The 25819-nt window shown below is 67.5% G+C and carries 19 protein-coding genes; 11 read left to right on the forward strand and 8 right to left on the reverse strand.

Annotated elements, in window-relative coordinates:
* Window positions 1-8 precede the first annotated feature (8 nt).
* The 7 genes from WS96_RS06940 (at window position 9) to WS96_RS06970 (ending at window position 10048) form a co-directional block, all read left to right on the forward strand.
* A complete protein-coding gene (locus WS96_RS06940) occupies window positions 9-1442 on the forward strand; it encodes a DUF6418 domain-containing protein (RefSeq protein WP_059831445.1) in 1434 nt (477 codons plus the stop codon).
* Complete coding sequence (locus WS96_RS06945) at window positions 1439-2677, forward strand: hypothetical protein (RefSeq protein ID WP_059831447.1); 1239 nt, start codon at window positions 1439-1441, stop codon at window positions 2675-2677. Before WS96_RS06940 ends, WS96_RS06945 begins: the two co-directional genes overlap by 4 nt.
* Before the next feature lie 88 nt (window positions 2678-2765).
* Window positions 2766-3974, forward strand: a complete 1209-nt coding sequence (locus tag WS96_RS06950) for a glycosyltransferase (RefSeq protein WP_179949918.1) — start codon at window positions 2766-2768, stop codon at window positions 3972-3974.
* Between the two features lie 200 nt (window positions 3975-4174).
* Complete coding sequence (locus WS96_RS06955) at window positions 4175-5986, forward strand: alpha/beta hydrolase (protein WP_082720206.1); 1812 nt, start codon at window positions 4175-4177, stop codon at window positions 5984-5986.
* 105 nt (window positions 5987-6091) lie between these two features.
* The gene (locus WS96_RS06960; RefSeq protein ID WP_059831451.1) at window positions 6092-7285 is read left to right on the forward strand and encodes an acyltransferase family protein; all 1194 of its coding nucleotides are present in this window, start codon (window positions 6092-6094) and stop codon (window positions 7283-7285) included.
* Window positions 7286-7443: 158 nt separating this feature from the next.
* A complete protein-coding gene (locus tag WS96_RS06965) occupies window positions 7444-8658 on the forward strand; it encodes a glycosyltransferase (RefSeq protein ID WP_082720207.1) in 1215 nt (404 codons plus the stop codon).
* 100 nt (window positions 8659-8758) lie between these two features.
* Window positions 8759-10048 carry a hypothetical protein gene (locus WS96_RS06970; protein WP_059831453.1) on the forward strand — a complete coding sequence of 430 codons (1290 nt, stop codon included), beginning with the start codon at window positions 8759-8761 and terminating at the stop codon, window positions 10046-10048.
* A 24-nt stretch (window positions 10049-10072) separates the two neighbouring features.
* On the opposite strand, the gene WS96_RS06975 is transcribed toward WS96_RS06970, so the two are convergent.
* A complete protein-coding gene (locus WS96_RS06975) occupies window positions 10073-11638 on the reverse strand; it encodes a mannose-1-phosphate guanylyltransferase/mannose-6-phosphate isomerase (RefSeq protein ID WP_059831455.1) in 1566 nt (521 codons plus the stop codon).
* Window positions 11635-12213, reverse strand: coding sequence for a hypothetical protein (locus WS96_RS06980; protein ID WP_059831652.1), 579 nt, complete (start codon window positions 12211-12213; stop codon window positions 11635-11637). The genes WS96_RS06975 and WS96_RS06980 overlap by 4 nt, the downstream gene beginning before the upstream one ends.
* Before the next feature lie 1299 nt (window positions 12214-13512).
* Here WS96_RS06980 and WS96_RS06985 point away from each other — a divergent pair.
* Complete coding sequence (locus WS96_RS06985) at window positions 13513-14904, forward strand: sigma-54 dependent transcriptional regulator (RefSeq protein WP_034204976.1); 1392 nt, start codon at window positions 13513-13515, stop codon at window positions 14902-14904.
* Window positions 14905-14946: 42 nt separating this feature from the next.
* Here the strand turns inward: WS96_RS06985 and WS96_RS06990 are convergent, their stop codons facing one another.
* The 6 genes from WS96_RS06990 to WS96_RS07015 form a co-directional block, all read right to left on the reverse strand.
* Window positions 14947-17400, reverse strand: a complete 2454-nt coding sequence (locus WS96_RS06990) for a glycoside hydrolase family 2 protein (RefSeq protein WP_257127954.1) — start codon at window positions 17398-17400, stop codon at window positions 14947-14949.
* A gap of 29 nt (window positions 17401-17429) precedes the next feature.
* Window positions 17430-18485: a DUF1839 family protein gene (locus tag WS96_RS06995; protein ID WP_059831457.1), complete on the reverse strand. Its 1056-nt coding sequence runs from the start codon at window positions 18483-18485 to the stop codon at window positions 17430-17432.
* On the reverse strand, window positions 18482-19456 hold the full coding sequence (locus WS96_RS07000; RefSeq protein WP_034204974.1) for an amino acid--[acyl-carrier-protein] ligase: 975 nt from the start codon (window positions 19454-19456) through the stop codon (window positions 18482-18484). The genes WS96_RS06995 and WS96_RS07000 overlap by 4 nt, the downstream gene beginning before the upstream one ends.
* Window positions 19453-20649 (reverse strand): acyl-CoA dehydrogenase family protein, encoded by a 1197-nt coding sequence (locus tag WS96_RS07005; RefSeq protein WP_059783700.1) that lies wholly within the window; start codon window positions 20647-20649, stop codon window positions 19453-19455. The genes WS96_RS07000 and WS96_RS07005 overlap by 4 nt, the downstream gene beginning before the upstream one ends.
* Window positions 20646-20897: an acyl carrier protein gene (locus WS96_RS07010; protein ID WP_059831654.1), complete on the reverse strand. Its 252-nt coding sequence runs from the start codon at window positions 20895-20897 to the stop codon at window positions 20646-20648. Before WS96_RS07010 ends, WS96_RS07005 begins: the two co-directional genes overlap by 4 nt.
* 180 nt (window positions 20898-21077) lie before the next feature.
* On the reverse strand, window positions 21078-21860 hold the full coding sequence (locus WS96_RS07015) for a Crp/Fnr family transcriptional regulator (protein WP_034204972.1): 783 nt from the start codon (window positions 21858-21860) through the stop codon (window positions 21078-21080).
* Between the two features lie 917 nt (window positions 21861-22777).
* Here WS96_RS07015 and WS96_RS07020 point away from each other — a divergent pair.
* The 3 genes from WS96_RS07020 to WS96_RS07030 all read left to right on the forward strand — a co-directional run bounded on the left by WS96_RS07020 (window position 22778) and on the right by WS96_RS07030 (window position 25756).
* Window positions 22778-23560, forward strand: a complete 783-nt coding sequence (locus WS96_RS07020) for a Crp/Fnr family transcriptional regulator (RefSeq protein ID WP_059831459.1) — start codon at window positions 22778-22780, stop codon at window positions 23558-23560.
* A 32-nt stretch (window positions 23561-23592) separates the two neighbouring features.
* Complete coding sequence (locus WS96_RS07025; protein WP_257127955.1) at window positions 23593-24978, forward strand: undecaprenyl-phosphate glucose phosphotransferase; 1386 nt, start codon at window positions 23593-23595, stop codon at window positions 24976-24978.
* Between the two features lie 385 nt (window positions 24979-25363).
* Window positions 25364-25756: a TraR/DksA family transcriptional regulator gene (locus WS96_RS07030; RefSeq protein WP_059831461.1), complete on the forward strand. Its 393-nt coding sequence runs from the start codon at window positions 25364-25366 to the stop codon at window positions 25754-25756.
* Window positions 25757-25819 lie beyond the last annotated feature (63 nt).

Raw genomic sequence — 25819 nt, forward strand, 5'->3', positions numbered from 1 at the left:
AGGCGGCGATGCGAACGATTCCGGCCGACGGCCGAACCGCGGCGCTCACGGGCGTGGCCGTATCGACGCTGTTCGTGCTCGCGTTGAGCGTCAATGCGATGCTGCCGGCGCTCGGCGCGATGGAACCGAGCGCGACCTGCACGTTGCTGGTCGCGGTTGCGGGCGTGATCGCGCTGATCGTCGCGCGGCCGGTGTTCGCCGTGTCGATCCTGTACACGCTGGTGATCGGACTGACCGCGTTCGTTGCCGGCGTGGGGATCGAGTCCGGCGGATTCCTGCGGGAAACGGACATCTTCGGCGTCGCGAACGGCGCGTTCAGCCGGCTGCTGTCGTTCTATGTCGTTTTCATCGCGTGCGCATTGTTCGCGTTCGAGCGGATCCTGAACGCACGCTCCGTCCATCCGCCGATCCGCGCGCGGATGACGCTTCAGCCGGTGAGCGTGGCGCTCGGGCTGGGGCTGGTCGGCGCGATCCTCGCGACGGGCGTGCTGGCCGGCCTGACGGGCGGCTTCGCGGTGCTGAGCGGCGTGAATCGCTACGCGCTGCGCAACGACGCGTCGAACAGCACGCTGTTCAACCTGTTCCTGAACAACCAGACCTTCGTCGCGGTGCTGCTCGGCACCTTCTGCACGAGTTCGACGCGGGTCGTACGCTGGACGTCCGTGTGCCTGCTCGTCGTCGATCTGGTGCTGGAGGCGTTGCACGGCGAACAGTTCATGGCCGTGCTGCACGTATGCCTGACCGTCCTGATCCCGTTCATCGCGATCCATGCGATGAACGGCAAGCCGGTGATGCGCTACCTCGGAATCGGCTCGCTCATCGCGCTCGCGATCGGCAGCGTGTCGGTGTTCTACGCGTACCGGGGGCAGGGGCTCGACGTCGCGGAGACGGTGGTGTCGCGGTTTCTCGAACAGGGGCAGGCGTGGTACGTGGTGGACGGCGACGCCCACCTGTTCGGCGCGCCGACGTTCGGGGGCATGGCCGCGTTCGGGCGCTTCGTCGATTCGTTGGGCTCGTTCACCGAGCCGACATTCTTCAGCGATGCGCCGGTGAGCGGGCTGCGCGACCTGATGCTGTCGTACGGCACGCCCGAGATCCTGAAGGCCTACGTGTTCGACGACGTGACGTTCACGATGGGCAACATGGCGGTGCCGGTCTACTGGTTCGGCTATGCGGGCGGCGCGCTGTTCATTGCGCTGACGGGCGCGATCTACGGCGTGGCGAGCGCGATGCTGATCCTGGTCGCGATGCGCGGCGGGGTCGTGATGCTGTGGCTGGCCACGAAGATCTTCGCCTACGCGACCTATGCGATGCAGCAGGGCGATTACTGGACCTTGTTCGGCGCGCGCACGCTGTTCTATCTGGCGATCGCGCTGATCTGGTGGCATTGCGTCGACGCGCGGCGCGTGCATGCCGATGCGATGCGGACGGGGACATCTTGAACGCGTTCGTCAGGCTTCTGTTTTCGTCGTTCGCGGGTGTGGTGTGCGAAAAGATCATCGGTGCGCTCGCGGCGATCGCGAGCAATCACCTGTTTGCGAACATCTACGGCGCGCGGCTGTTCGGCGAGCTGCAGTTCGCGTTGTCGCTGGCCTACGTGATCGGCAGCGTCGCGCTGATTTTCGGCGCACAGGTGATCCAGCCGATCCTCGGCAAGCACCCGCGCCTGCGGCACATGGTCGTCTACCGCGCATTCCGCCTGCGGCTCACGCTGACGCTGGCCGTCATGCTGCTGTTCATGGGGGTCGTGGTGATCGTCATGCGGCCGTCGAGCGTATCCGAGCTCACGTTGATCGCGGCCTTTGCGCTGATCGTGGAGCCGATCGCGCTCGGTTCGCTGATGGCCTACGCCGAATCGAAGCCGTGGGTGATCACGCGGGCGCGGGCGTACGCCAGCTGTGTGCGGGTGCTGTGGCTGTACATCGCGGCGCACGCGTCGCTCGGCGTGATCGTCGCCGCGTTCGCATGGCCGCTGGAGGCTTGCGTGGCGGCCGCGGCGCCGTTCAGCCGCTATCGCGAGCTGGCGTTGAAGACGCCGAAATCGTTTCGCGGCAGCGCGGCCGTCACGAAAGCGCTGGTCGTGCGCGGGCTGCGGATCTGGCCGGCCATTGCGGCCAGCGTGCTGGTGCTGCGCATGGATCGGCTGCTGCTCGGCGTGCTGGTGTCCAAGGCCGATCTCGGCATCTATGCGTCCGCCGCGTCGCTGGTCGAGCAATGGAATTCGGTCGGCACGACGCTGGCGCTGGCTCTGGCGCCGAGCATGGTCTTTTCGGCACGGACCGAGTCGCTCGTGCGCGCCAAGGCGTTGAAGCTCGGTCTCTATCTCGGCCTCGTCGGCTGTGTCGCGTGGGTCGGCAGCTACGTCGTCGGCCGCAAGGTGTTCCTGATGATCTACGGGCCCGCGTTCGTGCAGGGCGTGCCGGTGATGATCTACGCGACCGGCTGCGCGATCGCGACGTTCGTCGATGCGGGGCTGAGCACGTGGCTCCTGGCCGTGCGGCGCTACCGGCTCATCATGATCAAGCAGGTGCTGATCGTCGCGGCGATCGTCGCCGCGCCGTTCGTCATGCCGCGCACGCTGGTGATGTATGCGCCTTCGACGGGCATCGCGGTATCGCTCGTGGTGTTCTGGTGCGTGGTGCTCGGGAATCTCGCGTTCGCCCGGGAGCGGCCATGAGCCGGCGTGCAGGCGGTGGTTCGCCGCGCCGGCGCGGGACGGCGGGACAGGGAATCGGGAAGGTATCGGATCGCAGGGGAGGTCGCTCGTGAAAAACCGGGTGCTGATGGTGATGACGCGGGACATTCCGCAGGACGTATCGAACGGACGGGAGCGCACGCTGAGCTTCATCCGGAAGGCAATCGGCGACCACATGGACGTGACCGAATTCAAGATCCGCTCGGTGTTCGAGGACGGCGGCTGGCGCGCGAAGATCGGCGCGGCGGTGCGGGTCGGATGGAGCGTGTTGCGCGGCGCGCCGTGCGCGCTTCAGGTGGCGATGTTCTCGCATCCGCGCAAGCGCACGGCGCTGCTGCGCGCCGTCGAGGCGATCAGGCCGGACGTGATCTATTTCGACGGCATCCGGCTCGTCGATTACGCGATCCTGGTGCGGCGCAGCGTGCCGGGCTGCCGGATCGTCGTGGATTTCGACGATCTCATGTCGCGCCGCGCGAACATCCTGCGCGAGCAGGATTTACCGTTGTCGGCCGGGTATCTGGAGAAGTCGATTCCGGGGCCGTTCGTCAGGCTCGCCAACGCGAGGCTGGTCCGCAATGCATTCCTCGGCTATGAAGCATTCGCGCTGAGACGGCAGGAGCGCGCGGCGATCGGCTCGTCGCACGCCGTTACGCTCGTATCGACGGAGGACGCGCAGTCGCTGCGGCGGTCCCTCACGAACGACGAGGCCGTGAAGACGCACGTGATCGCGCCGCCGATGCATGCGCTGGCGCCGATGCGGCGTCCGGCGGCGCCGTTCCGGTTCGTCTTCATCGGTTCGGACCGGCAGTTGCAGAACCGGCTCGCGATCGAATTCCTGGTGGCGCTGTGGGCGCGTATCCGGCCGGCGACGCCGCTGGTGATCTACGGGCGCATGGCCGGCCGGTACGCGCCCGTGCCGAACGTCGAGTTCGCCGGCTTCGCGCCGACGCAGGCGGAGGTCTACACCGCGTGCTCGATCGCGTTGTGTCCTGCTTTTCTGCGCGGCGGCATCAAATCGAAGGTGCTGGAGGCGGTTTCGTACGGTTGCGTGCCGGTCGGCAACGAAGCCGCGTTCGAAGGGCTGGGATTTCACGACGATGCGCTTGCGATGAGCGACGCGCGACTGGAGCGGTTCGTCGCCGATCCGGCCGCGGATCTGGATCGCGTCGTGGCGGCGGCTACGCGCTTCGCCGCGTACTGCGAGCAGCATTTCAGCATGCCGGTATTCGATCGTCGGTGGCGCGAACTGATCGCGCCGCCGGCAGGCAGCCCGTCGTGACGGGCGCCGCAACGAAGAGGAGGGCCCCGATGGCGTAATCCGAACGGCTCGCGGCCGGCTGGCTTCCGGACCTTGCATGTGCAGCATGGATACCGGAAAGGGGAAGGCCGGGCGCGGGAGATTTGCCGTCCTGCGGCCGATCGATTCAGCAGTCGGGCCGAAGGGCGCCGTATCCATTCTTCACCGATACCTAATAGAAAATGAGACCGATCATATTTGGCGGACGGTTCGGATGGCTGCATCCGGGCAACGGGACGCGGGGCGTCGTCCTGTGCAACGCGTACGGACACGAATCCGTCTGGAGTCACGACGGCATGCGGAATCTGGCGGATCGCCTGTCCGCGCGCGGGATACCTGTGCTGCGTTTCGATTACCGCGGCACCGGCGATTCCGCCGGGGCCGATGGCGCGAACGACCAGTTCGAAACGGCCGTCGACGACGTGTGCGCGGCCATCGCGCGATTGCGCGAGGAAACCGGCGTGACCCGCGTGACGCTGTGCGGCCTGCGGCTGGGCGCGGCATTCGCGTTGCTCGCGGCGGACCGGGACGACGTCGACCGGCTGGTGCTGCTGGCGCCGGTGGCGAGCGGGCGCAGCTACGTGCGCGAGCTGTCGATCATGCGCAACATCTGGCTCGACCAGTTGCCGGCGCCGCTGCGCGCGGCCCAGCCGCAAGACGCGCCGCTCAACGTGCTCGGGCAGATCTACAGTGCGGCGTTCCGTACGCGGCTCAATGCCTTCGACGCGATCGACGCGTTGAAGGACCGCACGGGTGCGCCGGCATCGGAAACGCTGATCGTCGACATGAGCGCCGGCGGCACCGAAGCGCTGCGCAAGCGGCTCGACGCGCTGGGCGGCAAGGTCGAGCAAAGGCCGTTCGAAGGCTATGCGGCGTTCATGCAGGAAACGACGTTCTCGCGCTTGCCGACGCGCGTGTTCGACGCCGTCGTCGACTGGATCGCGGCCGCCGATGGCCCGCAGCGACCGGCGGCGCGCACCGTGCAGAAAACGGACTGGGATCCCGATCTGATGCTGCGCACGCCGGAAGCCTGCGAGCAGCCGGTTCGATTCGGGGCGGCCGGCCGCCTGTTCGGCATCCTGTGCACGCCGCACGAGATGCACGACCGGGGGCCGGTGGTGCTGATCACGAACACGTCGGCCAGTCCGCACGTCGGCGACAGCCGGCTGTCGGTGCGGATCGCCCGCGAGCTCGCGCGCCGCGGCATCGCGTCGCTGCGATTCGACGGACGCGGCATCGGCGACAGTTCGCCGGCGCAGGGCGGCGGCGCGCCGCTCGATGCGCCCCCGCCGGTCTATTCGAGCGCCGTCGTCGAGGACGTCGCGACGGCAGCCCACTGGCTGAAGGAGCAGGGGTATCGGCAGGTCGTATCGTTCGGCATCTGCTCGGGCGCATACAGCGCATTGCGTGCGGCGCTGGCGGGACGCGCGCTGTCGGGCGTCATCTCGGTGAACCTGCAGCGTTTCCACATGCCCGACGGCATCTCGACCGACGCGCTGCGCGAGCATCGCCCCAATTCGATGGCCGGCTACCGGTCGTCGTTCTTCGAGCTGAAGAAGTGGAAGCAGGTGCTGAGCGGCGATCGAAAGATCATGCCGTTCGTCCGGCTCGTGCTGAAGCGCTCGACGACGACGCTGGCCGTGCGGATCGGCGCATGGCGACGCCGGATCGCCGGCTGGTCGTGCGCGGACACGACCCCGGTCGATCCGCACGAGATCCTGCGTGCGCTGCAGCGCAAGGAGGTGAGCACGTTGTTCGTCTGCGGCGCATACGACAGCAGCCTCGATCTGGTGACGATGTATTTCGGCCCGCGCGGAAAGCGGCTGTCGCGATTTGCCGGCGCGCGCGCCGTCGTACTCGACGATCTCGATCACAGCGTGTTCGGTTCGCATGCCGCCGACGCGGTGGTCGGGCTGTGCAGCGAATTCGTCAAGGGGCTCGAATCGCGTCGCGCGACGGCGGCGACGATCATCAACGCGGAGTCGCCGGCATGACCGAACCGACGCGGGGCTGTGTCACATGTCGCACAGTCGCCGCGCCGGTGCGGTGATACGGTAACGCGTCTGTTCTCCGGTGACACCGCCGACCTCTACGCGACCATGACGATGCATGCCGAACCTTCCGGACGTCTGGACCATATCGATGCGATGCGCGCCGTCGCGGTCCTGCTCGTCATCTGGACGCACTATGCCGAGCGGTTCGTCGCGCTGGCGGGCGCTCAGCAGTGGCTCGACACGCTGCAGCGCTCCGTCAATTTCGGGCGGATCGGCGTGGTGGTCTTTTTCGGCATCAGCGGCCTGCTGATTCCGGTCAGTTTGCGCGGCCCCGCCGGAGCGGGCACGCGGCGCTTCCTGATCCGCCGTTTCCTGCGGCTGTATCCGGCATTCTGGTTGTCCATTCCGATCGGCTGCGTCGTCTTCTGGACGCTGTTCGGCAAACCGGTGAGCGCGGCGCTGCTGATCGCCAATGTGACGATGATCCCGACCGCGTTCGGCCAGGAGCCGGTCATGGGGCATTACTGGACGCTCGAAACGGAACTGTATTTCTACGGGCTTTGCCTCGTGCTGTTCTGGTGGGGCGGGCTGCACCGGATGCGCGACCTGTCGCTCGCGTGCATCGGGCTGTGCGCGGCGTTCGTGACGACCGTCGCGCTGCACGTCTTTCCCGACGACACGCTGGGCCAGTACAAGGCCATGCCGTACCACCTCGCGATCATGTTCTGGGGCGCATGTTTTCGTCAGGCCTACGACCGGCCGCGCGACACGCTGCGGGTGGGATGGGGGCGGGGCGAACACGCCGGCATCGCGCTGACGTACCGATGCGTGGCGGGGCTGCTGACCGCGATGATCGTCGGCGTGGCGCTCGTCGGCGCGGCCAACGACTGGCGTCATCACAACGTCGATCATCTGCCGTCGTCGCTGGCTTATGTGGTCGGCGTCGCGATCTTCGTGGCGATGGCGACGGTATTGAAAGTCCGCGCGCGCGCGATGGCGAAGCTCGGCGAGGTCAGCTACTCGATTTACCTGTTTCACGCGATCCCGCTGTTCGGGTTCTACTGGCTGTGCGAACACTATCGATGGACCGGATGGCCGCTGGGCGTCTACATGATCGTTCCGGTCGTGCCGTTGATTGCGTTGTCGTATCTGAGCTACCGGTATTGCGAGGCGCCCTGTGTGCGGCTCGCGCATCGCCTGACCGCATCGCGGCGGCGCGGCGGCGATCTGCCGGTCGGCAATCGGTCGGTCGATGCGACGCCGGATCCGGTGCGGAGCGGCTGGCGCGCGGACGGATGAAATGGCGTGGAACGGCTTGGAACGGCGATCCCGCGTTGCCGATACGAATGGAATGGACGATACGGAGCGCAGACGATGCTGACGAGTACGGTGGTGCATGACGATGGCGGCGGCATGCCGCGATACCGGGTGGTTCGATGCACGTTCGGGATGCCGAATTGAACGGGTGGTCGTCGATCGGCTCCCGCGCGGAGGCGACGCGCGTCGTCGTCGTCAACGACTACGCGCGCAAGGGCGGCGCGGAGGAGGTCTACCAGACCTCCATCGAGGTGCTGCGCAATATCCCGGACGTGGACGTGTACTCGTTCGACGAGACGAATTTCGCGGCGGCCGAAGGCGCGTTCGCGCGCGGCTGGAACCGCGCCGCGGCGGGCGCACTGGCGACGTTGCTCGATGACGTGCGTCCGCATCGCGTGCTCGTGCACAACTATCACAATCTGCTGACGCAATCGATCCTGCCGGTACTCGCGCGGCGGCGCCGCGAGCAGGGATTCCGCACGTATCTCACGTGTCACGATTACCATCTGGTGTTCTACAACCCGAACCTGCTCGCCTATCGCAACGGGCAGCCGGTGCCGGTTCCGGTCGATGCGCTGTCGAATCCGGCGCGCCTGTTCGCGCTGGCGAGCCCGCGCGGGCGGCTGCACGACACGGTGAAGAAACTGCACTGGCACGCGGTGTACGCGTATTGCAATCCGCGCAACGTGTTCGACCTGTTCCTGTGCCCGAGTCCGTACATGCGCACGGCGCTGGCGCAACGCGGCATCACGCGCACCGCACTGCTGCCGAATCCGGTGAGCACGCTGGCGGAGCCGTTCCCGCCGCGCGTATGCGATCGCGAGCAGTTCGATCTCGCCTATGTGGGGCGGCTCGATGCGGAGAAAGGCATTCACGAGTTCATCGAACTGGCGCGCCGGATTGCGTTCCGCCGTATCGGCAGTCTGACGCTGTACGGCGACGGCACACTGCGCGCGCAGCTCGAAACGCGCCACCAGGATCTGGTTCAGGCCGGCCGGCTGCGTTTCGCCGGGCGGCTCGGCCACGGCGAGCTGTTTCATGCACTGCGCGCGCACGATGCACTGGTGCTGCCGTCGGTCTGGGCCGAAAACGCGCCGCTCGTGCTGGTCGAGGCTGCCACGCTGGGGCTGCCGGTGCTCGCGCACGAGATCGGCAGCCTGTCGACGTTCGGTAGCGAGATCGGCAACAAGATCCTGTACCGGAATTCGCCGGCCGGCCTGACGAGCGCGTTCGATGAACTGGGGCGTCACCTGCGCATCGCCGATCGGCACTACGATTGTTCCGCGTACACGCCGTCGCGTTACGCGGCGCAGCTTGCGTCGTGGATGGGGCTCGGCGGGCAGCAGGGCGGTTAGCGGCGCGCAACGGATGCGTCGACGTGGGCCGGGTTCGGCCAGGATCCATCCCGGCCGCGCGTTCGTCCCGCGGCCGAGATACTCGAGCAAGAGGAGCGTTATGCGGGCATTGCGACGCATCGTGGCGGTCGCGCTTGGTGCACTGGCGTTGTCGGCCGTCTACGGTCATTGCCAGGGCGGCGAGCGCGTGATGGCGCTCGCGCCGGCCAATACGTCCGGCAGCCCCGATTTCAAGGGCTCGTCGAACGGGCTGCTCGCCGGCACGACGTCGATATCGAAAATCGACGTGCACACGTTGTTGTACCCGGGCAGCACGACGCAGGTGCTCGCGCACTATCTTCCATGGTGGGGCCCGGACCCGCGCGGCGTGAACGTCGGCTATCGATCCGACGATCCCCGCCAGGCATTTCGCACCTTCGCCGACATGCGTTCGAGAGGCATCGACGGCGTGATCGTCGACTGGTACGGCGCGGGCCATTTCGTCGACACCGCGTGGCAGGCATCGCTGCCCGAGCTGGCGAAGTTTCCCGGCATGACGTTCTCGATCATGATCGACAGCGGCTCCTTCAAGTTCAATGCGTGCCGCGGCTGCGACTTGACCGAGACGATCCTGCACAACCTCGCGTACATCAGCCGCGAATACTTCACGTCGAGCCAGTATCTGCGCTACGACGGCCATCCGGTCGTGTCGGAGTTCGGGATGGACGCGGTCGGCAAGGCCGACTGGGCACGGATTCACGCCGCGTACCCCGACATCTACTGGATTCACACGTTGGCGCAGGGTTTCGATCTTCCGTACAGCAAGGGCGCGTACGTGTGGGCGCAGCCGTCGCCGCGCGCCGCGCCGCAAGCGGCCGGCATACGGCGCGACCTGCTGTATCGCGAGCGATTCTACGACATCGCACGGAATCAGCCGCCGGGGACGATCACGGTCGGCGGCGTATGGAGCGGCTTCGACGATACGAAGGCATCGTGGGGCGCCGCGGCGCCGCGCTTTCTTGCGCCGTCGTGCGGCCGGACCTGGCTGGACACGTTCAAGACCATCAACGAGCGCTACAGCGTGCGGCGACAATTGCCGTTCGTTCAGCTGATCACCTGGAACGACTACGAGGAGGGCAGCGCGCTCGAAACCGGCATCGCCAGTTGCACGGCCATCGACGCGCAGCCCGTGGGTTCGAGCCTGACCGTCAGGATCACCCATCCGGAGACCGTCGACCATCTCGAGCTGTACGAGCAGCTCGGCGGCGGCGCGTTTGCGCTGGCCGGCCGCTATCCGGCCGATACGACGAGCATTTCGCTGCCGGGCGCCCGGGCGGGCACCTACTTCATCAAGGCCGTCGGCAAGCCGTTCATCCAGAACGTCGTGTCGACGGCGATCGTCGTGCGTTGACGCGCGGGCGTCATGCCCGTGCGGTCAGCACGCGTCGCCCGTCGACGGCGCGGCCAGCACGGCCGCCTTCCGCGTAGCCGATTCCGGCGGTACGCAAGTCTCCCGGCCATACTGATCGTCGAAGCGGACGATGTCGTCCTCGCCGAGATAGTCGCCCGATTGCACCTCGATGATTTCGAGCGGAATCCGGCCGGGATTCTCGAGTCGATGGACTTCCCCGACGGCGATGTACGTCGATTCGTTCTCGCACAGCAGGAACGTCTCGGCGCCGCGCGTCACCTTCGCGGTGCCGCGCACGACGATCCAGTGCTCGGCGCGGTGATAGTGCATCTGCAGCGACAGCCGCCTGCCCGGTTCGACGACGATCCGCTTCACCTGGAAACGCTCGCCGAGATCGATCGAATCGTAATGGCCCCACGGCCGCTGCACCTTGCGGTGCTCGCTCGCCTGCGGGCGCCGGTCGGTCTTCAGGCGGGCGACGATGTTCTTCACGCGCTGCACGTCGTGCTTGTTCGCCACCAGCACCGCATCGGCCGTCTCGATCACGACGACGTCCTTCATCCCGACGCACGCGACGAGGCGGCCTTCCGAGCGCACGAGGCTGTCCTGCGTATCCTCGAACACGATCGGGCCGCGCGCGACGTTGCCGTGATCGTCCTTCGGCATGATTTCCCAGATCGCGTCCCACGTGCCGACGTCCGACCAGCCGGCCGAGAGCGGCACCACGATGCCTTCGATGCCGAGCTCGCCGTGTTCCGCGAGGCGCTCCATCACCGCATAGTCGATCGAATCCGACGGACACGCGTCGAAGGCCGCCGCATCGATCCTGAAGAACGGATCGTCGGCGACGCCCGCGCGCCACGCGCTCTCGCAGGCTGCGTGAATGTCGGGCGCGAGTGCGCCGATCGCCTTCAGCCAGACCGATGCGCGCGTGACGAAGATCCCGCTGTTCCACCAGTAATCGCCCGATTGCAGATAGCGTTCGGCGAGCGTCGCGTCGGGTTTTTCGACGAAACGCCCGATCGCGTAACCGCCCTGGCTGCCGTGGCGGCCCGAACGCGGCTCGCCGACCTGGATGTAGCCGTAGCCCGTCTCCGCGCGGCGCGGCAGCACGCCGAGCGTGACGATCGCGCCTTCCTGCGCATAGCGCGCCGCACGCGCGATCGCGTCCTGAAACGCGCCGACATCGACGATCACGTGATCGGCCGGCATCACGGCGAGCACGGGATCGTCCGCGAGCGCACTCGCGTCGAGCGCGGCAAGCGTCAGCGCGGGCGCGGTGTTGCGCGCGGCCGGTTCCAGCAGGATGCGGGCGGGCGCCGAGCGGCCGTGCACCTGCTCGGCGCTCATGAAGCGATGCTGTTCGCCGCATACGAGCAGCAGCGTGTCGCCGAGCGATGCGTTCGCGATACCGTTCAGGCGGCGCGCCGTCGCCGACAGCGGCGACTCGTTCGATACCAGCTCGATCAGTTGTTTCGGATACTGCTCGCGCGACAGCGGCCACAGCCGCGTGCCGGAGCCGCCGGCGAGAATCACCGGCAGGATGCTCGGCAGATCGGGTTCGGGAACCGGACGAAGGGTGCGGGTCATCGGTTCGCTCCGGTATCGGCAGGAAGCAGGGTGCGCGCGCGGCCGTCGGCGCGCGCGTCGTCGTGGCGCGAGACCGAAACGGCTCGCGACAGCAGGTGACGCAGCGCGCCGGCCGCGCGATCGGCCGACCGTATCATGCCGACGAACGGCGCGCCCTGTTCGAGATACGGCCCGTAGGCCTTGCGGAATCCGAACCGTTTGTAGAACGCCTGGCGCGGCGCGGGGACGTGCGTGCGCACCGCCGCCTGCGGCCATGCGGCCTGCGCGGCGGTGAGCGCGCGCCCGATCAGGCGTTCGAGCGTGTCGTCGTCGCGGCAGCTTTCGCTCGTCAGCACCTTGTCGATCACGACGTCCGGATCGATGTCGTCGCCGGGCAGGATGCGCGCGTAGGCCGCGACTTCCATCGCGTCGCCGTCGCGCACGCTCGCATAGACGTGCAGCGCGCCCGCGTCCTTGCCGTCGATGTCGAGATGCGTGTGCGCGTCCTCGACCACCAGCACGGCGTTGCGCGCGCGCAGGATTGCATAGAGATCGACGGCGCTCAGATGTTCGAATTCACAACAATGCCATTCCATGATGCTGTCCTCGCGTGATGCCTTCGGCACGCCGCGCCGCGCGGATGCGGTCGATCCGTGCGGCGCGGCGATCTTCATCATCCGGATGCGTAATGGAGCGGTCTGTTCGAAAGCGCACTCACCCTCCGGATTCGCAGGCGCGGCGCGGGATACCGGGCGATGTGCGCGTCACGGGAGCGTCGCAATGTGCGGTAGCACACACCGTCGGGGCCGGTGCCTTTTCATAATGGGTTCATCGTGACGGCCTGCAATGAAGCGCGGCCCGCCGACATCGCACGCAAACCGCGCGCCGGGAGACGGGTCGAGATGGCGATCGTTGACGACGGACCGGGGGCGCACGGGCGTGCCGGGCACTGGCTCGCCGTCGATCGCATCGTGCACACCGGGCGAGGCGATCCTCCCGCATCCCGTCGCCATCCCGCACGCCCGCACGCGGGCGTTGCCGCTCGCGCGCCTGCGCCGCCGGGTGATCTGCCGGTGGGGGCCGCTTCGGGCCGAAACCTGCGGGTGGGCGGATCGCGCAAGGACGGCCGTCATGCTGCACCGCACGACGTGCGGGCCGGCGGCCGACATCCGGTCGGCCGGCGGGATTTCGCCGAAAAGCGCCTGCGCGACACGATGCCGGTGATTACGACGTGTAACGGCCGGGCGGCCGGCGCGCGGGCGCCAGGCGATGCGGCTACCCGGGGGCGCGCGCGATTATGCGTTCCGCGGAGCACGGTACTTTGCTTTTTGGGAGATTTCGATGGAAATCGCGGGCAATCGACCGGATCAATCTTGCGGAAAAGTAGTATTTGCCACTGATTGACGGGAATGGTCATAGATAATCAAATCTCAGTGGTCAAAAGCGCGGAGCGCCGGGCCACTGGTAGCGTAACCGACTGATTCACGTTTATCTTTTGGTAACAAGGCCAACGGGCAACGGGGTGTAAATTCAGGTGCGGATGAAATGGGGCGGTCGAGCCGCGCGCGGTTTGGCCGCCCTCCGGCTCGGCATCGGGTGCGACCGTCGTGTACGACGCGACGCACATGCGGGTCGGCGTTTCCGTGTGCCGACGTGCCCCGCCTGACGGCGGGTCGCTTCAAAGCCGGAATGTCACGGCTCCTGCAGTCGCGCATTCCGTTCGAGTTCGATGACAACGAGGCCGGATGACAGCCGGCTCGATCTCCGGGGGTTCTCGCCGTGTGCAGTTTCGATCTTCGCCAAAGCTGCGGAAACGCAGCGCGGAAAGGCGGCCATGCGCCGCCGGCCGCAGCGCACGCGAACGGTTCGCGGAGTGCGGAAAGTGATGGTTCGTTATGAATATGCCAATAACGCGCGATAAGAGCGCCGGCGTGGGGAGCGGTAACGGGCAGCGTCCGCTGATTTACTGGACGCAGTCGCCGTCCGTGATGCTGCGAAAGGAATTGTCGCGCCGCGACTGGAAAGTGTCGGTCGTCGCGCATGCGAACGAGCTGCGCGACACGTCGGGCGAAATTACCTGCGGCATTCTCGACTTGAGCGGCGGCCACGCCGATGCGATCGGCAGCATCGCGTCGACCTGCGCGTCGATGCGCGACGTCGTCTGGGTCGCGCTCGTGGACGCCGGCCAGACCGCCTCGCCGAACGTGCGCGCGCTGTTGCGCGACTACTGCTTCGACTACGTCACGCTGCCGGCGTCGCACCAGCGGATCGCCGATACGGTCGGCCACGCCTACGGCATGGAATGCCTGTTCGCGCGCGATCGCGAACAACTCGAATCGGAGGAAAAGGGCATCGTCGGCACCTGCAGCGCGATGCTGCGGCTGTTCGACACGGTGCGGCGTTTCGCGCGCACCGACGCACCGGTGTTCGTGTTCGGCGAAACGGGAACCGGCAAGGAACTCACGGCCGTCGCGATCCACCGTCATTCGGAGCGGCGCAACGGCCCGTTCGTCGCGGTCAACTGCGGCGCGATTCCGCCGCACCTGCTGCAATCGGAACTGTTCGGCTACGAGCGCGGCGCGTTTACCGGCGCGAACGCGCGCAAGATCGGCTACGTCGAGGCCGCGAACGGCGGCACGCTGCTGCTCGACGAAATCGGCGACCTGCCGCACGAAAGCCAGGCGAGCCTGCTGCGGTTTCTGCAGGAGCGTGCGATTCATCGTCTTGGCGGCAGCGATCCGGTGCCGGTCGATGTCCGGATCGTGTCGGCGACGCACGTCGATCTGCGCGATGCGATGGAGGAAGGGCGCTTTCGCGCCGACCTGTTCCACCGTCTGTGCGTGATGCGCATCGATCAGCCGCCGCTGCGCGCGCGCGGCAAGGACATCGAACTACTCGCGCATCACATGCTCGAGCGCTTTCGCGGCGATGCGCGCCATCGCGTGCGCGGGTTCTCGACGGATGCGATCACGGCGCTCTACAAGCACGACTGGCCGGGCAACGTCCGCGAATTGATCAACCGCGTGCGCCGGGCGGTCGTGATGACGGAAGGGCGTCTGATCACCGCGCAGGATCTCGAGCTCGAATACTGTCTCGACGCGGCGTCGCCGTCGGTGGCCGACATCCGCAAGTCGATCGAGCGCGAAGCGATCGAAACCGCGTTGCTGCGCACGCGCGGGCGCGTCGCCGCTTCCGCGCGCGAACTCGGCGTGTCGCGCGCGACGCTGTATCGCTGGATGGAGGCGTACGGCATCGAGCGGCCGCGCAGCACGGGATCGTCCGACTGACACGCGGCGGCCCGACGCTCGCGGCGAGCCGCGAGCGTCGCGTCACCCGGCCTGGCTGGCGCGCACCGCGCGCGCGGCGTTCACGGCCCGGATTTCCACCGCGGGCGGCGCATGGTCGTCGGCCGTCGCGTGCTTCCCGTCGATTCGCAATGGAATGAGCGCGATGCGCGCCGGCGTGCCGGGCGCGAGATGGAACCAGTCGTCGCTCGGCATGAAACCCGGTGCGTCGATCTGCACGTGGCGCGCGACGTGCCGTGTGTCGATGTCGACGTGCCAGGTCTCGCCGGTGCGCGAGACGCACGCTTCGATCCCCGGTTCGCGACGCGCCAGCACGGCAGGATGCGTGCGGGACGGGAAATGGAACGCCTGCGACAGCAGCGTGCCGTCGTCGGCGCGCAGCGTCGCGACGACCGTATCGTGTTCGCAGGGGCCGAAGCGGTACGCGTAGGTCCAGTCGAAGAAGCGGCCGAGCAGCTCGGCCGAGCCGAGCCGCACCGTGTCGTGCGCGGCGATCCGCACCGGGCAGCCGGCCCGTGCGACCGGCGTACGGCCGTCGCGTAGCGCGACCAGGTCGATCGCGGCCGACAGCGGCGCCGGGCGCTCGTTGACCACGTGCACGTCGAGCCCGTTCAGGCCTTCGTCCACGAGCAGCACCTGGATCGGCTGCAGCACCTGGCGCAGCGCATACCATGCCGATTTCGGGCGGTGCGCGGCGTCGATCACGCCCCATCCGGCGCCCGGCGTCACGTCCTGGAACTGCCACACGAGCGCGCCGGCGCAACGCGAACCGGTGCGTCGCCATTCGGAAAACGTCTCGCGCATCACGTCCGCGATCACCGCACGCGACAGCTCGACGTAGCGCGCCGGATCCTCGCGTCGCAGCCGGTCGGGCGCGACGTCGTACAGCGTCTGCAGATAGTGGTCGCGGATGTCGTCGAAATCCCACGACGTGCCGGGGTCGCGCGGCACCGCCGCCTTCCAGCGCGGCTCGTGCACGCCGGGCCAGCCGAGTTCCGCGAGCGTCGCATCGCACGGCACGTTCGCGAACGCGAGGCATTCGCTCGCAAATCGCACGTCCGCGCGGCGCGCGTCGTCGAGCGGACGCAGGTACGCGCCGACGCCGTAGTAGTGCGACACGCGTTCGCGCGGCGTGAACGGCAGCACGCCGCCGTCGGGCGAATCGGGCACGTACGGGACATCGGGGCGGTGCGCGGCCGCGTGGCCGGCCAGCCGGTCGGCCGTCAGCTCGACGAAGCGCTGCTTCGGCCCGAGCCCCGACATCGCCGCCTGTTGCGCGATCTCGCTGCCGCCGCACAGCACCGCGAGCGACGGCGAAGCGCCGCGACGCGACAGGAACTGGCTCGCTTCGCGATCGACGTTGGCCGCGAACGCGGGATCGTCGAGCGCGTAATCGAAGTTCGCGAAACCGAAGTCCTGCCAGACCAGCAGCCCGAGCCGGTCGCACCATGCGTGGAACGCGTCGGCCTCGTAGGTCATCGTGCCGCCGACGCGGATCATGTTGAAGCCGGCGTCGCGTGCGAGCCCGAGCAGGCGGGCGTAGGTCGCGTCGTCCGCGTGCAGCGCGAGCGGCGCGGCGCTGCTCCAGCATGCGCCGCGCGCGAACACCGGCACGCCGTTGATGCGTAGCCCGAATCCCTTGCCGTCGGCGCCGGAATCGACCTCGATCGTACGGAAACCCGTCGAGCCGAGCGGCCGGCGCGCGGCGCCGATATGCAGCGCGATCTCGTAGAGCGCCGGTTCGCCGTGCGTATGCGGCCACCAGCGACGCACGTTCGGTATCGCGACGCTTGCGCGCAGTTGGTCGATGTCGGCACGTTCGAGCGTCGCGTGATGGTCGCCGCACGACAGCCGCGCCGCGAACGCGGCGGGCAGCGGCGCGGCGAACGTCAGTTCCGCGTCGAGCCAGCCCGTGTCGCCTTCGATACGGGCATGCAGTTTGCAATCGGCCAGGACGGGGCCGCTGGCCGGATCGAGCACCTCGACGGGCCGCCACGGGCCGGTGGGCACATACGGCGGAAACCAGCCCGGCATGTGCCCGAACAGCGACGTGCGGATCGTGCGCAAGGCGGCCGGTTCGGCGAGCCGCGTGCGCCAGCGCGCACGGCGCGGCGCGCGCGCGTCGCGCAGATGCGGCGCGAGCGCGCGGAAACAGAGGGTCAGCCGGTGCGTGCCGTCGAGCGACACCGGCACGTCGTGCGCGACGAACATGCTGTCCGAGCGGTGGATCGGCGTGTCGTCGAGCCAGGCGTGGGCGAGCGTCGCGAGGCCGTGAAAGCGCAGAATGCGCGGCCCGCGCCCGCGCAGCTCGAGCCGGTACCAGTGGTCGCGCTCGTCGAGCGACGCGGCTTCGTCGAGCCGACCGGCCAGCGCGAGCGCCTGCGCGACCGTGCCGGGCACCGGCGCCGCGATCCAGTCGCCGTGATCGGCCGGGAGGTCGCGCGGTTCGCGCACGGCGCCCGCGGCCGTCGCCAGCATCGACCATGCGGGCGGGGTGCGGGCGCGCGTCACCGCATGGCCGACACGGGTGCGGTGTCGGCGCGCACGGGCGTCACGTGCCGCAGCGGCGCGCCGATCTGCCGCGCGCACGCGACGAGGTCGGCATACGCGACCTCGATCGCTTCGAGCGTCGAATCGCCGTATTCTTCCTTGCCGCGTGCGCACGCGCGCGCGAGCCGGAATTCGAGCACCATCGCTTCGGACGCGATGCGATCGCACGCGGCGCGGATTTCGGCGAACGGCCCGGTGCAGCCGCTCGCTTGCAGCCAGCGCGCATAGTGGCCGAACAGTTCGAAATTCGCGCCGAGCTGCCGCACCGAATTGAACGAGTACGCATGGAAGCGCTCGAGCGGCGCGTCCGCGAGGATGCGCGCGTCGGTCTGCAACTGCCGGCGGAACGCCGCGATCGGATCGACGATCGGCACGCGCCGCAGGTGGCGCTGCAACGCGGCGAGCGAGGCTTCGCACAGCGCGCGTTCGTCGAGCGGTGCAAAGCGTCGCTTCGCGCATTCGACGTACGGCGGCAGCGTCATCGGCGAGCTGGCGCCGACGAGCCCGTTGTAGTCGAAATCCTCGGCGACGTAATAGCCGCTGTTGTGGAAGTAGCCGATCTGGTGCTGCGCACGGTCGATCGCGTCGATGCCGATCGTCGTCTTCGTGTGCTGCGTGCGGTAGCTGCTGCCGCGCGTATCGGGCAGGAACCACGCGTCGGCCTCGACGATCATCAGGTGGCCGCGCGCGACCTGCGTCTCGATGTGCTGATCGAGCGGCTCGTAGATCGAATGTTCCTGCACGACGATCCCGTAGAGCCGCTCCAGCTCGTCGTGCGGAAACTTGAAGAACGTGAACTGGTCGCCTTCGAAATCGAGCGCGATCGTAAACGGCAGCGCCGCATACGGATTGAGCCCCCACCACCGGAGCACCTCGAGCCACATGTCGACATAGCAGTTGGTCTGCTTCCAGACCATCTCCTGACTGTGCAGCGGGTGCGGCCGGTAGTGGCGCGCGCGGTGGCGCACCCCCTCGAACGACGCGTCTTCGCCGTCGCGGGAAACGAACCTCATGGCGTGCCCCACAGCACGTCGCGAACCGCTTGCGGCCAGGCGTCGATGTCGAAGCCGTGGTGGCGGAACAGCGCGAGCGTGAGCCGTTCGAGGCCGAAGCCGACGCAGCCCGTGTGCGCGACGTCGCCCGTCGCGGTGCGGATGTCCCACAGCAGCCCGAAATGGTCCATGTGGTAGTTGAAGCTCAGGCACGCGGTCTGTCGGTCGTCATGCTCGATCGGAATCAGCAGCTCGAACTTCAGGTTCTGCTCGCGCTGGCTGTTCGCGACGATCTTGCCGCCGCGCCCGAAGAACGGATCGTTCGCGAGATCGATCGCATTCGGCAGGCGCAGCGCTTCGATCATCCGCGTGCCGCGTTCCATCCACGTCTCGCGGAACGAGACGATCTGCTCGGGCGTGCCGATCCGCACGTATTCGCGCATCCGGAACAGTTGCATGCGGGTCGGGTCGAGCGACGGTTCGTGACGGAAGCAGTACGAGAACACGTCGACGATCCGGCCGTCGGCGGGCAGCGCCCCAGCACGCGCGACGACGGGATACACGGGGTAGCACGCGGCCGGCGTCATCACGACGTAGGTCGGCTTCTGGTTTTCGGTCCAGTCGTCGCCGCGATCGAGGCATTGCAGCACGCGCTGGTGCTGGCGTTCGTCGCCGCAGAATGCGTGCACGCTGCCCGCCAGTTGCGGGAAGCTCTTCATGTATTCGCTGCGCTCGAACTCGGTGCGGCTCATCGCCGGCGGGAAGCGCAGCACTTCGGCCTGCTGGTCGGCGCCGAGGCGCGTGACGAACGCGTCGAGCGCTTCGACCACGCGCTCGAATCGCTCGCTGCGGCCGAACAGGCCCTGGATGCCGGTCGAAACCAGCAGGCCCGCGTCGATCAGCGCATCGCGCAGCGGATTGACGCCCGCACGGTCGAGCGGTGCGTCGGCGGGGACGGAGGCGGCGGAGGGCACGGCGAGGCGATCGTTCACGTATGTTTCTCCAGCGTCGCGGGACGCAGCGCGAGCAACAGGCTCGCGGTGTTGGCGGCAATGCGGTCGTTGCTGATCATCAGCGGCGCCGCGTGCAGGTCGCGAATGTGGCGGCCGATGCTGAACGGCGTGCCTTGCTTGTAGCCGGCCATCCCGCAGATCATCATCGCCTGGTGCGCGACTTCGAGCGCGGTCGCCGACACGTAGGTCTTCAGCGTATTGATCTCGGCGGCCCAGGCCATGCCGGCCGACCACGAGCGGGCCGACGCGCTCGCGTGGAGGCGCAGCACGTTGTCGACGCGAGCCTGCATCGCCTGCATCAGCGCGAGCGATTCGGCGATGCGTCGCGCGGCGGGCGACGGTGCGCCGTCGGTCTGGCGCGCCTGCGCGCGGAAGAACTGGTGCGCGCGATGGAATGCGTCGCCGGCCACGCCGATCCACACCGCGGCCCACAGGATGTGCGAGACCGGCACCATCGTTTCCTCGGCGATCTTCGCGAACGGCACCGGCAGGCATTGCACGGCGGCGCCTTGCGCGTCGAGCACGAAGCCGTTGCTGCACGTGCCGCGCATGCCGAGCGTGTCCCATTCGCCGCGGCGCGTGAGCGTATAGCCGTCGCGCAGCAGCGTGACGAGCACCTGCTCGGAAGCCGGCGCGTCCGCATCGCGTCGCGCGGTGGCGAGAATACCGTCCGCGTAGTCGCCGTACGAGATCGTCGGCGCGGATTTGTGCAACCGGAACCCGCTGGCGTCGATTTCGAGCGCGCACTGGCTCGCGCGCAGGTTGCCGCCGACGCCGTCCTCCGACGTGGCCGAGGCGAGCAGCCACTGGTGACGCACGAGCTGCTGCAGGAACAGCTTGTGCCAGCCCTGGTCGGCGGCGTGGTCGACGATGCAGGCGACCTGGATCTGGTGCATCGCGAACACCATCGCCGACGATGCGCACGCCTGGCCGAGGATCGAGCAGGCCGACGCGATGTCTTCCAGCGACGCGCCCGCGCCGCCGAGATGGGTCGGCACCATGGCGCCGAGCAGCCGGCGCGCGCGCATCGCCTCGATCGCCTCGACGGGGCAGCGCGCGTCGCGATCGACCGCATCGGCATGCTGGGCGGCGATCTGCGCGACGGCATGCGCGGCCTCGTCGAGCCGATGCGAATCGCTGTCGGACGCGAGTTCGGGAAGCAGCGCGCTCATGCGGAGTGCTCGGTGCGTTGCAGCATGGCGATCGTGTCCGCGAGTGCGTCGATGCTGCGGAACAGGTTGCGGTTCAGCATCTCGTCGGGAATCTCGATGTTGAACTGCTTTTCGATCGCGAGCATCAGCTGGATCGTATCGAGCGACGAGAGGCCCGCTTCGTAGAGGTCGTCCCCGTCGCCGATCGAATCGATCGCGGCTTCGAGGTGGGCGACGTGCTTCAGGATGGTTCTGATTTCGTTTTTCACGTGCTGCTCCGGCATGCGTGGTGTCGTCCGCCCGGGCAGACGCGCGACACGCGCTGACATCCCCCCGGCAGTCCGGCATCAGTAGACCATCGGCAGACACGGCGTTCTGTTCGGCACCCTACAAACAGCTGACCCGGCACGCCGGCGGCGCCGACGCGCCGTCCCGGCCCGGTGCGCCGGTCACGCGCGCGATGCGGCCGGCACGCCCGAGTCGGCCGACAGGATGCGCTTCATCTCGTCGCGCACGATCGCGCGGCAGCCGCACGACATTTTTTCGAGGCCGTCGAGGTCCGCGAGCTCGATCGAGCTGCGGTATTGCCGGATCAGGCCGAGCTTCTGGATTTCGCCGGCGGCGTCCGTGACCGTTTCGCGCCGCACGCCGAGCATTTGCGCGAGCATGCTGTGCGTCACCTGGATCTCGATGCTGCGCGTGCGGTCGAACGCGAGCAGGAACCATCTGCACAACTGATGTTTGAGCACGTGATGACGGCTGCAGAACGTGATCTGCGAGACCTGCGCCATCAGCAGCCGCACGCCGACGAACACGAGATGGCGGATCACCGGCGACGCATCGAACGCGGCCGCGAAGACGCGCCGGTCGAGCCGGTAGACGAAACCGTCGCGGCACGCGACCGCGCGGCAGGGCATCCGGCCGCTGCCGCCGATCACGTCGTCGCAGACCACGCTTTCGCTGCCGATCTCCGCGACTTCCAGCGTCATGCCGCCGGACGACACGTACTGCAGCGAAATCGCGTTCGTGACCGGCAGGTAGACCGCGGCGAGCATTTCGCCGGGTTCGCATAGCACCTGCCCGGACTTCAGGTGAACGAGTTGCAGGTGGGGTGTCAGCGTGGCGAGCTCGTCGCGGTCGATGGCCGCGAGAAACCGGTTGGCGTCGAAGCTGTGGGAAAGCTCGATCACGCCGTTCGCATACGCGACGGCGTCGGCGGCCTGGTGAGTCACGGCGCATCCTCGCAGGTTGGCGGTCGCGCGTCGTCTCGGCGAACCCCGGAACGGGATTTCGCACGATCGTGCGGACTTTTGTTGATCAAAACGGAATGACGATACTCGCGAAAAAGGCTAGCACGCAATTGAATTCGAACAATTCCGCATTCCTTCATTTCACAAAGTTTGACGATTGCAATTGAGCCAGAACGTTATGTCGATTTAATGATTCATTTTCCGGAATTAATCATCCGGAAATGGAATCGTGAGCTTGCTTGTCATTCTATGTCGACCGGGAATCAATCGGTCGACACGGCGAATCGTACAGCGAAAGTGGCCGGAAGGCATTGAACATTATTTGACAAATTAATGGGGTCCGCCTGATTTGTCATTTTAATCAACGGCTTATGGAGATGTGTGCGGTAGCGGACAGAGCCGTGAATTAGTGTATCGATTCAAATTTGAGACAGTTTGAAACGAGCGTGTGCGGTACGGCGATGACGCGAAATGCTGCGCTGCACATCACGAAAACAATTGAAAATCGGCTGTAAGTATTTGAACGATAAGCGTCGCGGCCGCCACGCGGCCGTTCTGGCCGGAGTCGCGGGAATTGATCAGTCGAATGCTCGCTGTGTCCGTCGCGCGGGAGAGTGTCCGGAAATGAGACGCTTTTTGGGATTTGGGGGCGGTTATTCGGCGGCTCTAAATCGGATGTGATTCATATATTAAGGACGGGCGGCTATTGGCACGTAAATCGCTTATTCGGGCTGGCGTGTCGAAACGGGGCAGTCGACTCAATTCGGCGATGACAAGCCGATGATCAGTCGGATTCAGGGTTGTGGGCCGCAACCGCTGTCAATGTCCGGGCGCGCATCGAGATAACGAGTTCCGAGCCTGCTGCTGCCGGCGGCGCGGACGATAAAAGGGAAACAGACATGCTTCATCTTCACTCGAGCTATTCGGCGAACGCCATCCTTGCTGCCCTCCCGGAGGACAGCATCCGCGCCATCGCACCGCATCTCGAACTGGTCAGGATCAAGGCCGGGATGCTCGACCGGGTCGGCGAGCCGATGCGCCACCTGCACTTTCCGACGACGGCGATGATGTCGGTGCAGCACCTGATGGAAGACGGTGCGATGGTCGAAGTGGCGGTGGTCGGCCGCGAGGGCGTGGTCGGGCTGGGGACGCTGGTCGGCGGTCTCGCCGCGTCGAGCCGGGTCGAGGTGCGTATCGGCGGCATGGCCTATCGCGTGCCGAGTTGCGTGATGCGCGCCGAATTCGAGCGATCGGCGCAGACTTACCGGCTGCTGCTCAACACTTGCCAGGCGACGATGGCGCAGATCTCGCGCAGTGCGCTGTGCAACCGGCACCACTCGGTCAGCGAGCAGCTCAGCCGCTGGCTGCTGCTCGCGCACGACCGGATCGACGGCGACGAGCTGGCCGTCACGCAGCAGACGATCGCGAACATGCTCGGCGTGCGGCGCGAAGGGGTGACGGAAGCGGCCGGGAACCTGCAGGAGGCCGGGCTGATCCGGCAACGCCGCGGCCGCATCACGGTGCTCGACCGGCACGGCCTCGAACATCAGGCGTGCGAGTGCTACGACCTGATTCGTGCCGACTATCGCCGGTTGCTCGGCACGCGCGCAAATGCGCGGCCGGCGACGGTTCGCCCGCGCATGCCGGACGCGCATTTCGGATTCCCCGCGCACGGTGCGTGACGATGCAGTCGATGTCCGGTGGAACGAATGCAATGCGACGAACTGCGATCGCAGTGGCCGACGGCGCGCTCGTGCTGGCCGGGACGCTCGTCGCGCAGGCGGCGTCGGGTCTCGGATGGCATGAATTGTCCGATGGGCAACGCGGTTCGATCGCGCTGCTGTGCGTGCTGACGGTGGCGTTGCTGCCGCGCTACCTGCGCACGGTGCCCGGCGGCGTGGCGGTGCAGGGCGGCACGCACGTGCTGACGCACACGCTGGTGGCGGTGGTGTGCGCGAGCGTGCTGACGGTGGCCGGCACGATGTGGATCATGAATCGCGGCGGCACGGTGACGACCCGCTGGATCGTGCGCACGGTGCTGGCCGGCGATGCGGCGGTGCTGCTCGGCCGAGCGGCGCTGCTGGCGCTCGCGCTGACGCGCGGCGACCCGCTTGCGCGGCAGCGCCGCGTCGCCGTCGTCGGCGCAACGGCATACGGACGCGTGGCGATCGAGCGGATGCAGCTCGCGCCGAACGGCCCGTTCGTGGCCGCATGCGTATTCGACGACGATGCACAGGCCGCCGCGGGCGGCATCGGCGGCGTGCCGGTGATCGACGACTGGAACACGTTGCGCGACCTGATTCGCGGCGGCGACATCGACGAGGTCTGGCTCACGCTGCCGATGTCGCACGAGTGGCGGATCCACCGCATCGTGCGCGAGTTGCGCGACGAGTTCGTCGAGTTGCGACTGTTGCCCGACGTGCGGCAGATGGCGATCGTCGATCGTTCCGCGACCGACGTGCTCGGCATGCCGGCGATCAATCTCGCGACCACGCCGCGTTCCGCGCCGGAATTGTGGGCGAAGTTCGCGTTCGATCGGCTGTTCGCGTTCGGCGTGCTGATTCCGTTGCTGCCGCTGCTGGCGGTGCTGGCGATCGCGGTCAAGCTGTCGTCGCCGGGGCCCGTGCTGTTCAGGCAGCGCCGCAAGGGCGTCGACGGCCGCGAGTTCGACATCCTGAAGTTCCGGACGATGCGCGTGCATCGCGCGCAGCCCGGCGTCGTGCGGCAGGCGTCGCGCAACGATGCGCGCATCACGCGCGTCGGCGCGTTCCTGCGGCGCACGTCGCTCGACGAGCTGCCGCAGTTCTTCAACGTGCTGTTCGGACAGATGTCGGTGGTCGGCCCGCGTCCGCACGCGATCGAGCACGACGACCTGTATCGGCAACTGATCGACTGCTACATGTACCGCTACCGCGTGCGGCCCGGCATCACCGGATGGGCGCAGGTGAACGGCTATCGCGGCGAGACGCGCAAGATCGAGGCGATGGAGGCGCGCGTGAAGTTCGATCTGTTCTACATGCAGAACTGGAGCTTCTGGTTCGATATCAAGATCATCCTGATGACGGTGGTGCGCGGCTTCGTCGGGCGCAACGCATTCTAAGGATGCCGAATCATCGGGGCGGGCCCATGCGCGCGGTCGTATCGGCTGCATGATGCGGGTTCGCGAGCACGGAGGGATGCGCCGTGGCCGCACGGGAAATTGCTGCGCTGCGGTTGCGCCCGCGGACTTCGCGGCGCATGCCGCGAAGCCGGGATTGCGCGTCGGTCCCCAGTTTCAGCACCGCTGCCGCTGCGTGACGGGTACGCCGATTTCGGTCAACACACGCGTGTTCAATGGGTTTATCCTGCGTCGAATGCGTCCGGCGTTTCGCACGTCCGGCCGCCCATCCGGATGCGGCGGCGCAGTCGTGCCTGCGTGCCGCGCACCGGCGCGATACCGCGCGCCGCTCTTTTTTCGCGCGGAACCCGGAACAGGAGAGACGGCCATGTCGCTCGACCCACAACAACGGCAGACGCTGAAGCAGCGGCTGAACGAGAGCGAGCAGGCGCTGCGCGCGGAGATCCGCACGAGCGAAGACCAGCGCGCGTCGGAATCCTATGCGGATCTGGCCGGCGCGGCGCCGGACGAGGGCGACGAGGCGAACGCGGACCTGTTCGTCGACGTCGATCATGCATTGATCGGCATGAAGCTGGCCGAGCTGCGCGCGATCGGTCGCGCCCAGCAGCGGATGCGCGACGGCAGTTACGGTGAATGCATCGACTGCGATGGCTCGGTCGGTTACGCGCGGCTGCTGGCGCGTCCCACCGCCGAGCGCTGCACGCATTGCCAGGCGCTCTACGAGCGACGCTACGCGACGACGCCGCGCGCGTCGCTCTGACGTCGCGGCTTCAAACGCGCGGCACGCGACGCACGGCCGGCGCAGGATGACCAACGGACGCCC

The organism is Burkholderia sp. MSMB1835 (genome assembly GCF_001526365.1).
Taxonomy (GTDB): domain Bacteria; phylum Pseudomonadota; class Gammaproteobacteria; order Burkholderiales; family Burkholderiaceae; genus Burkholderia.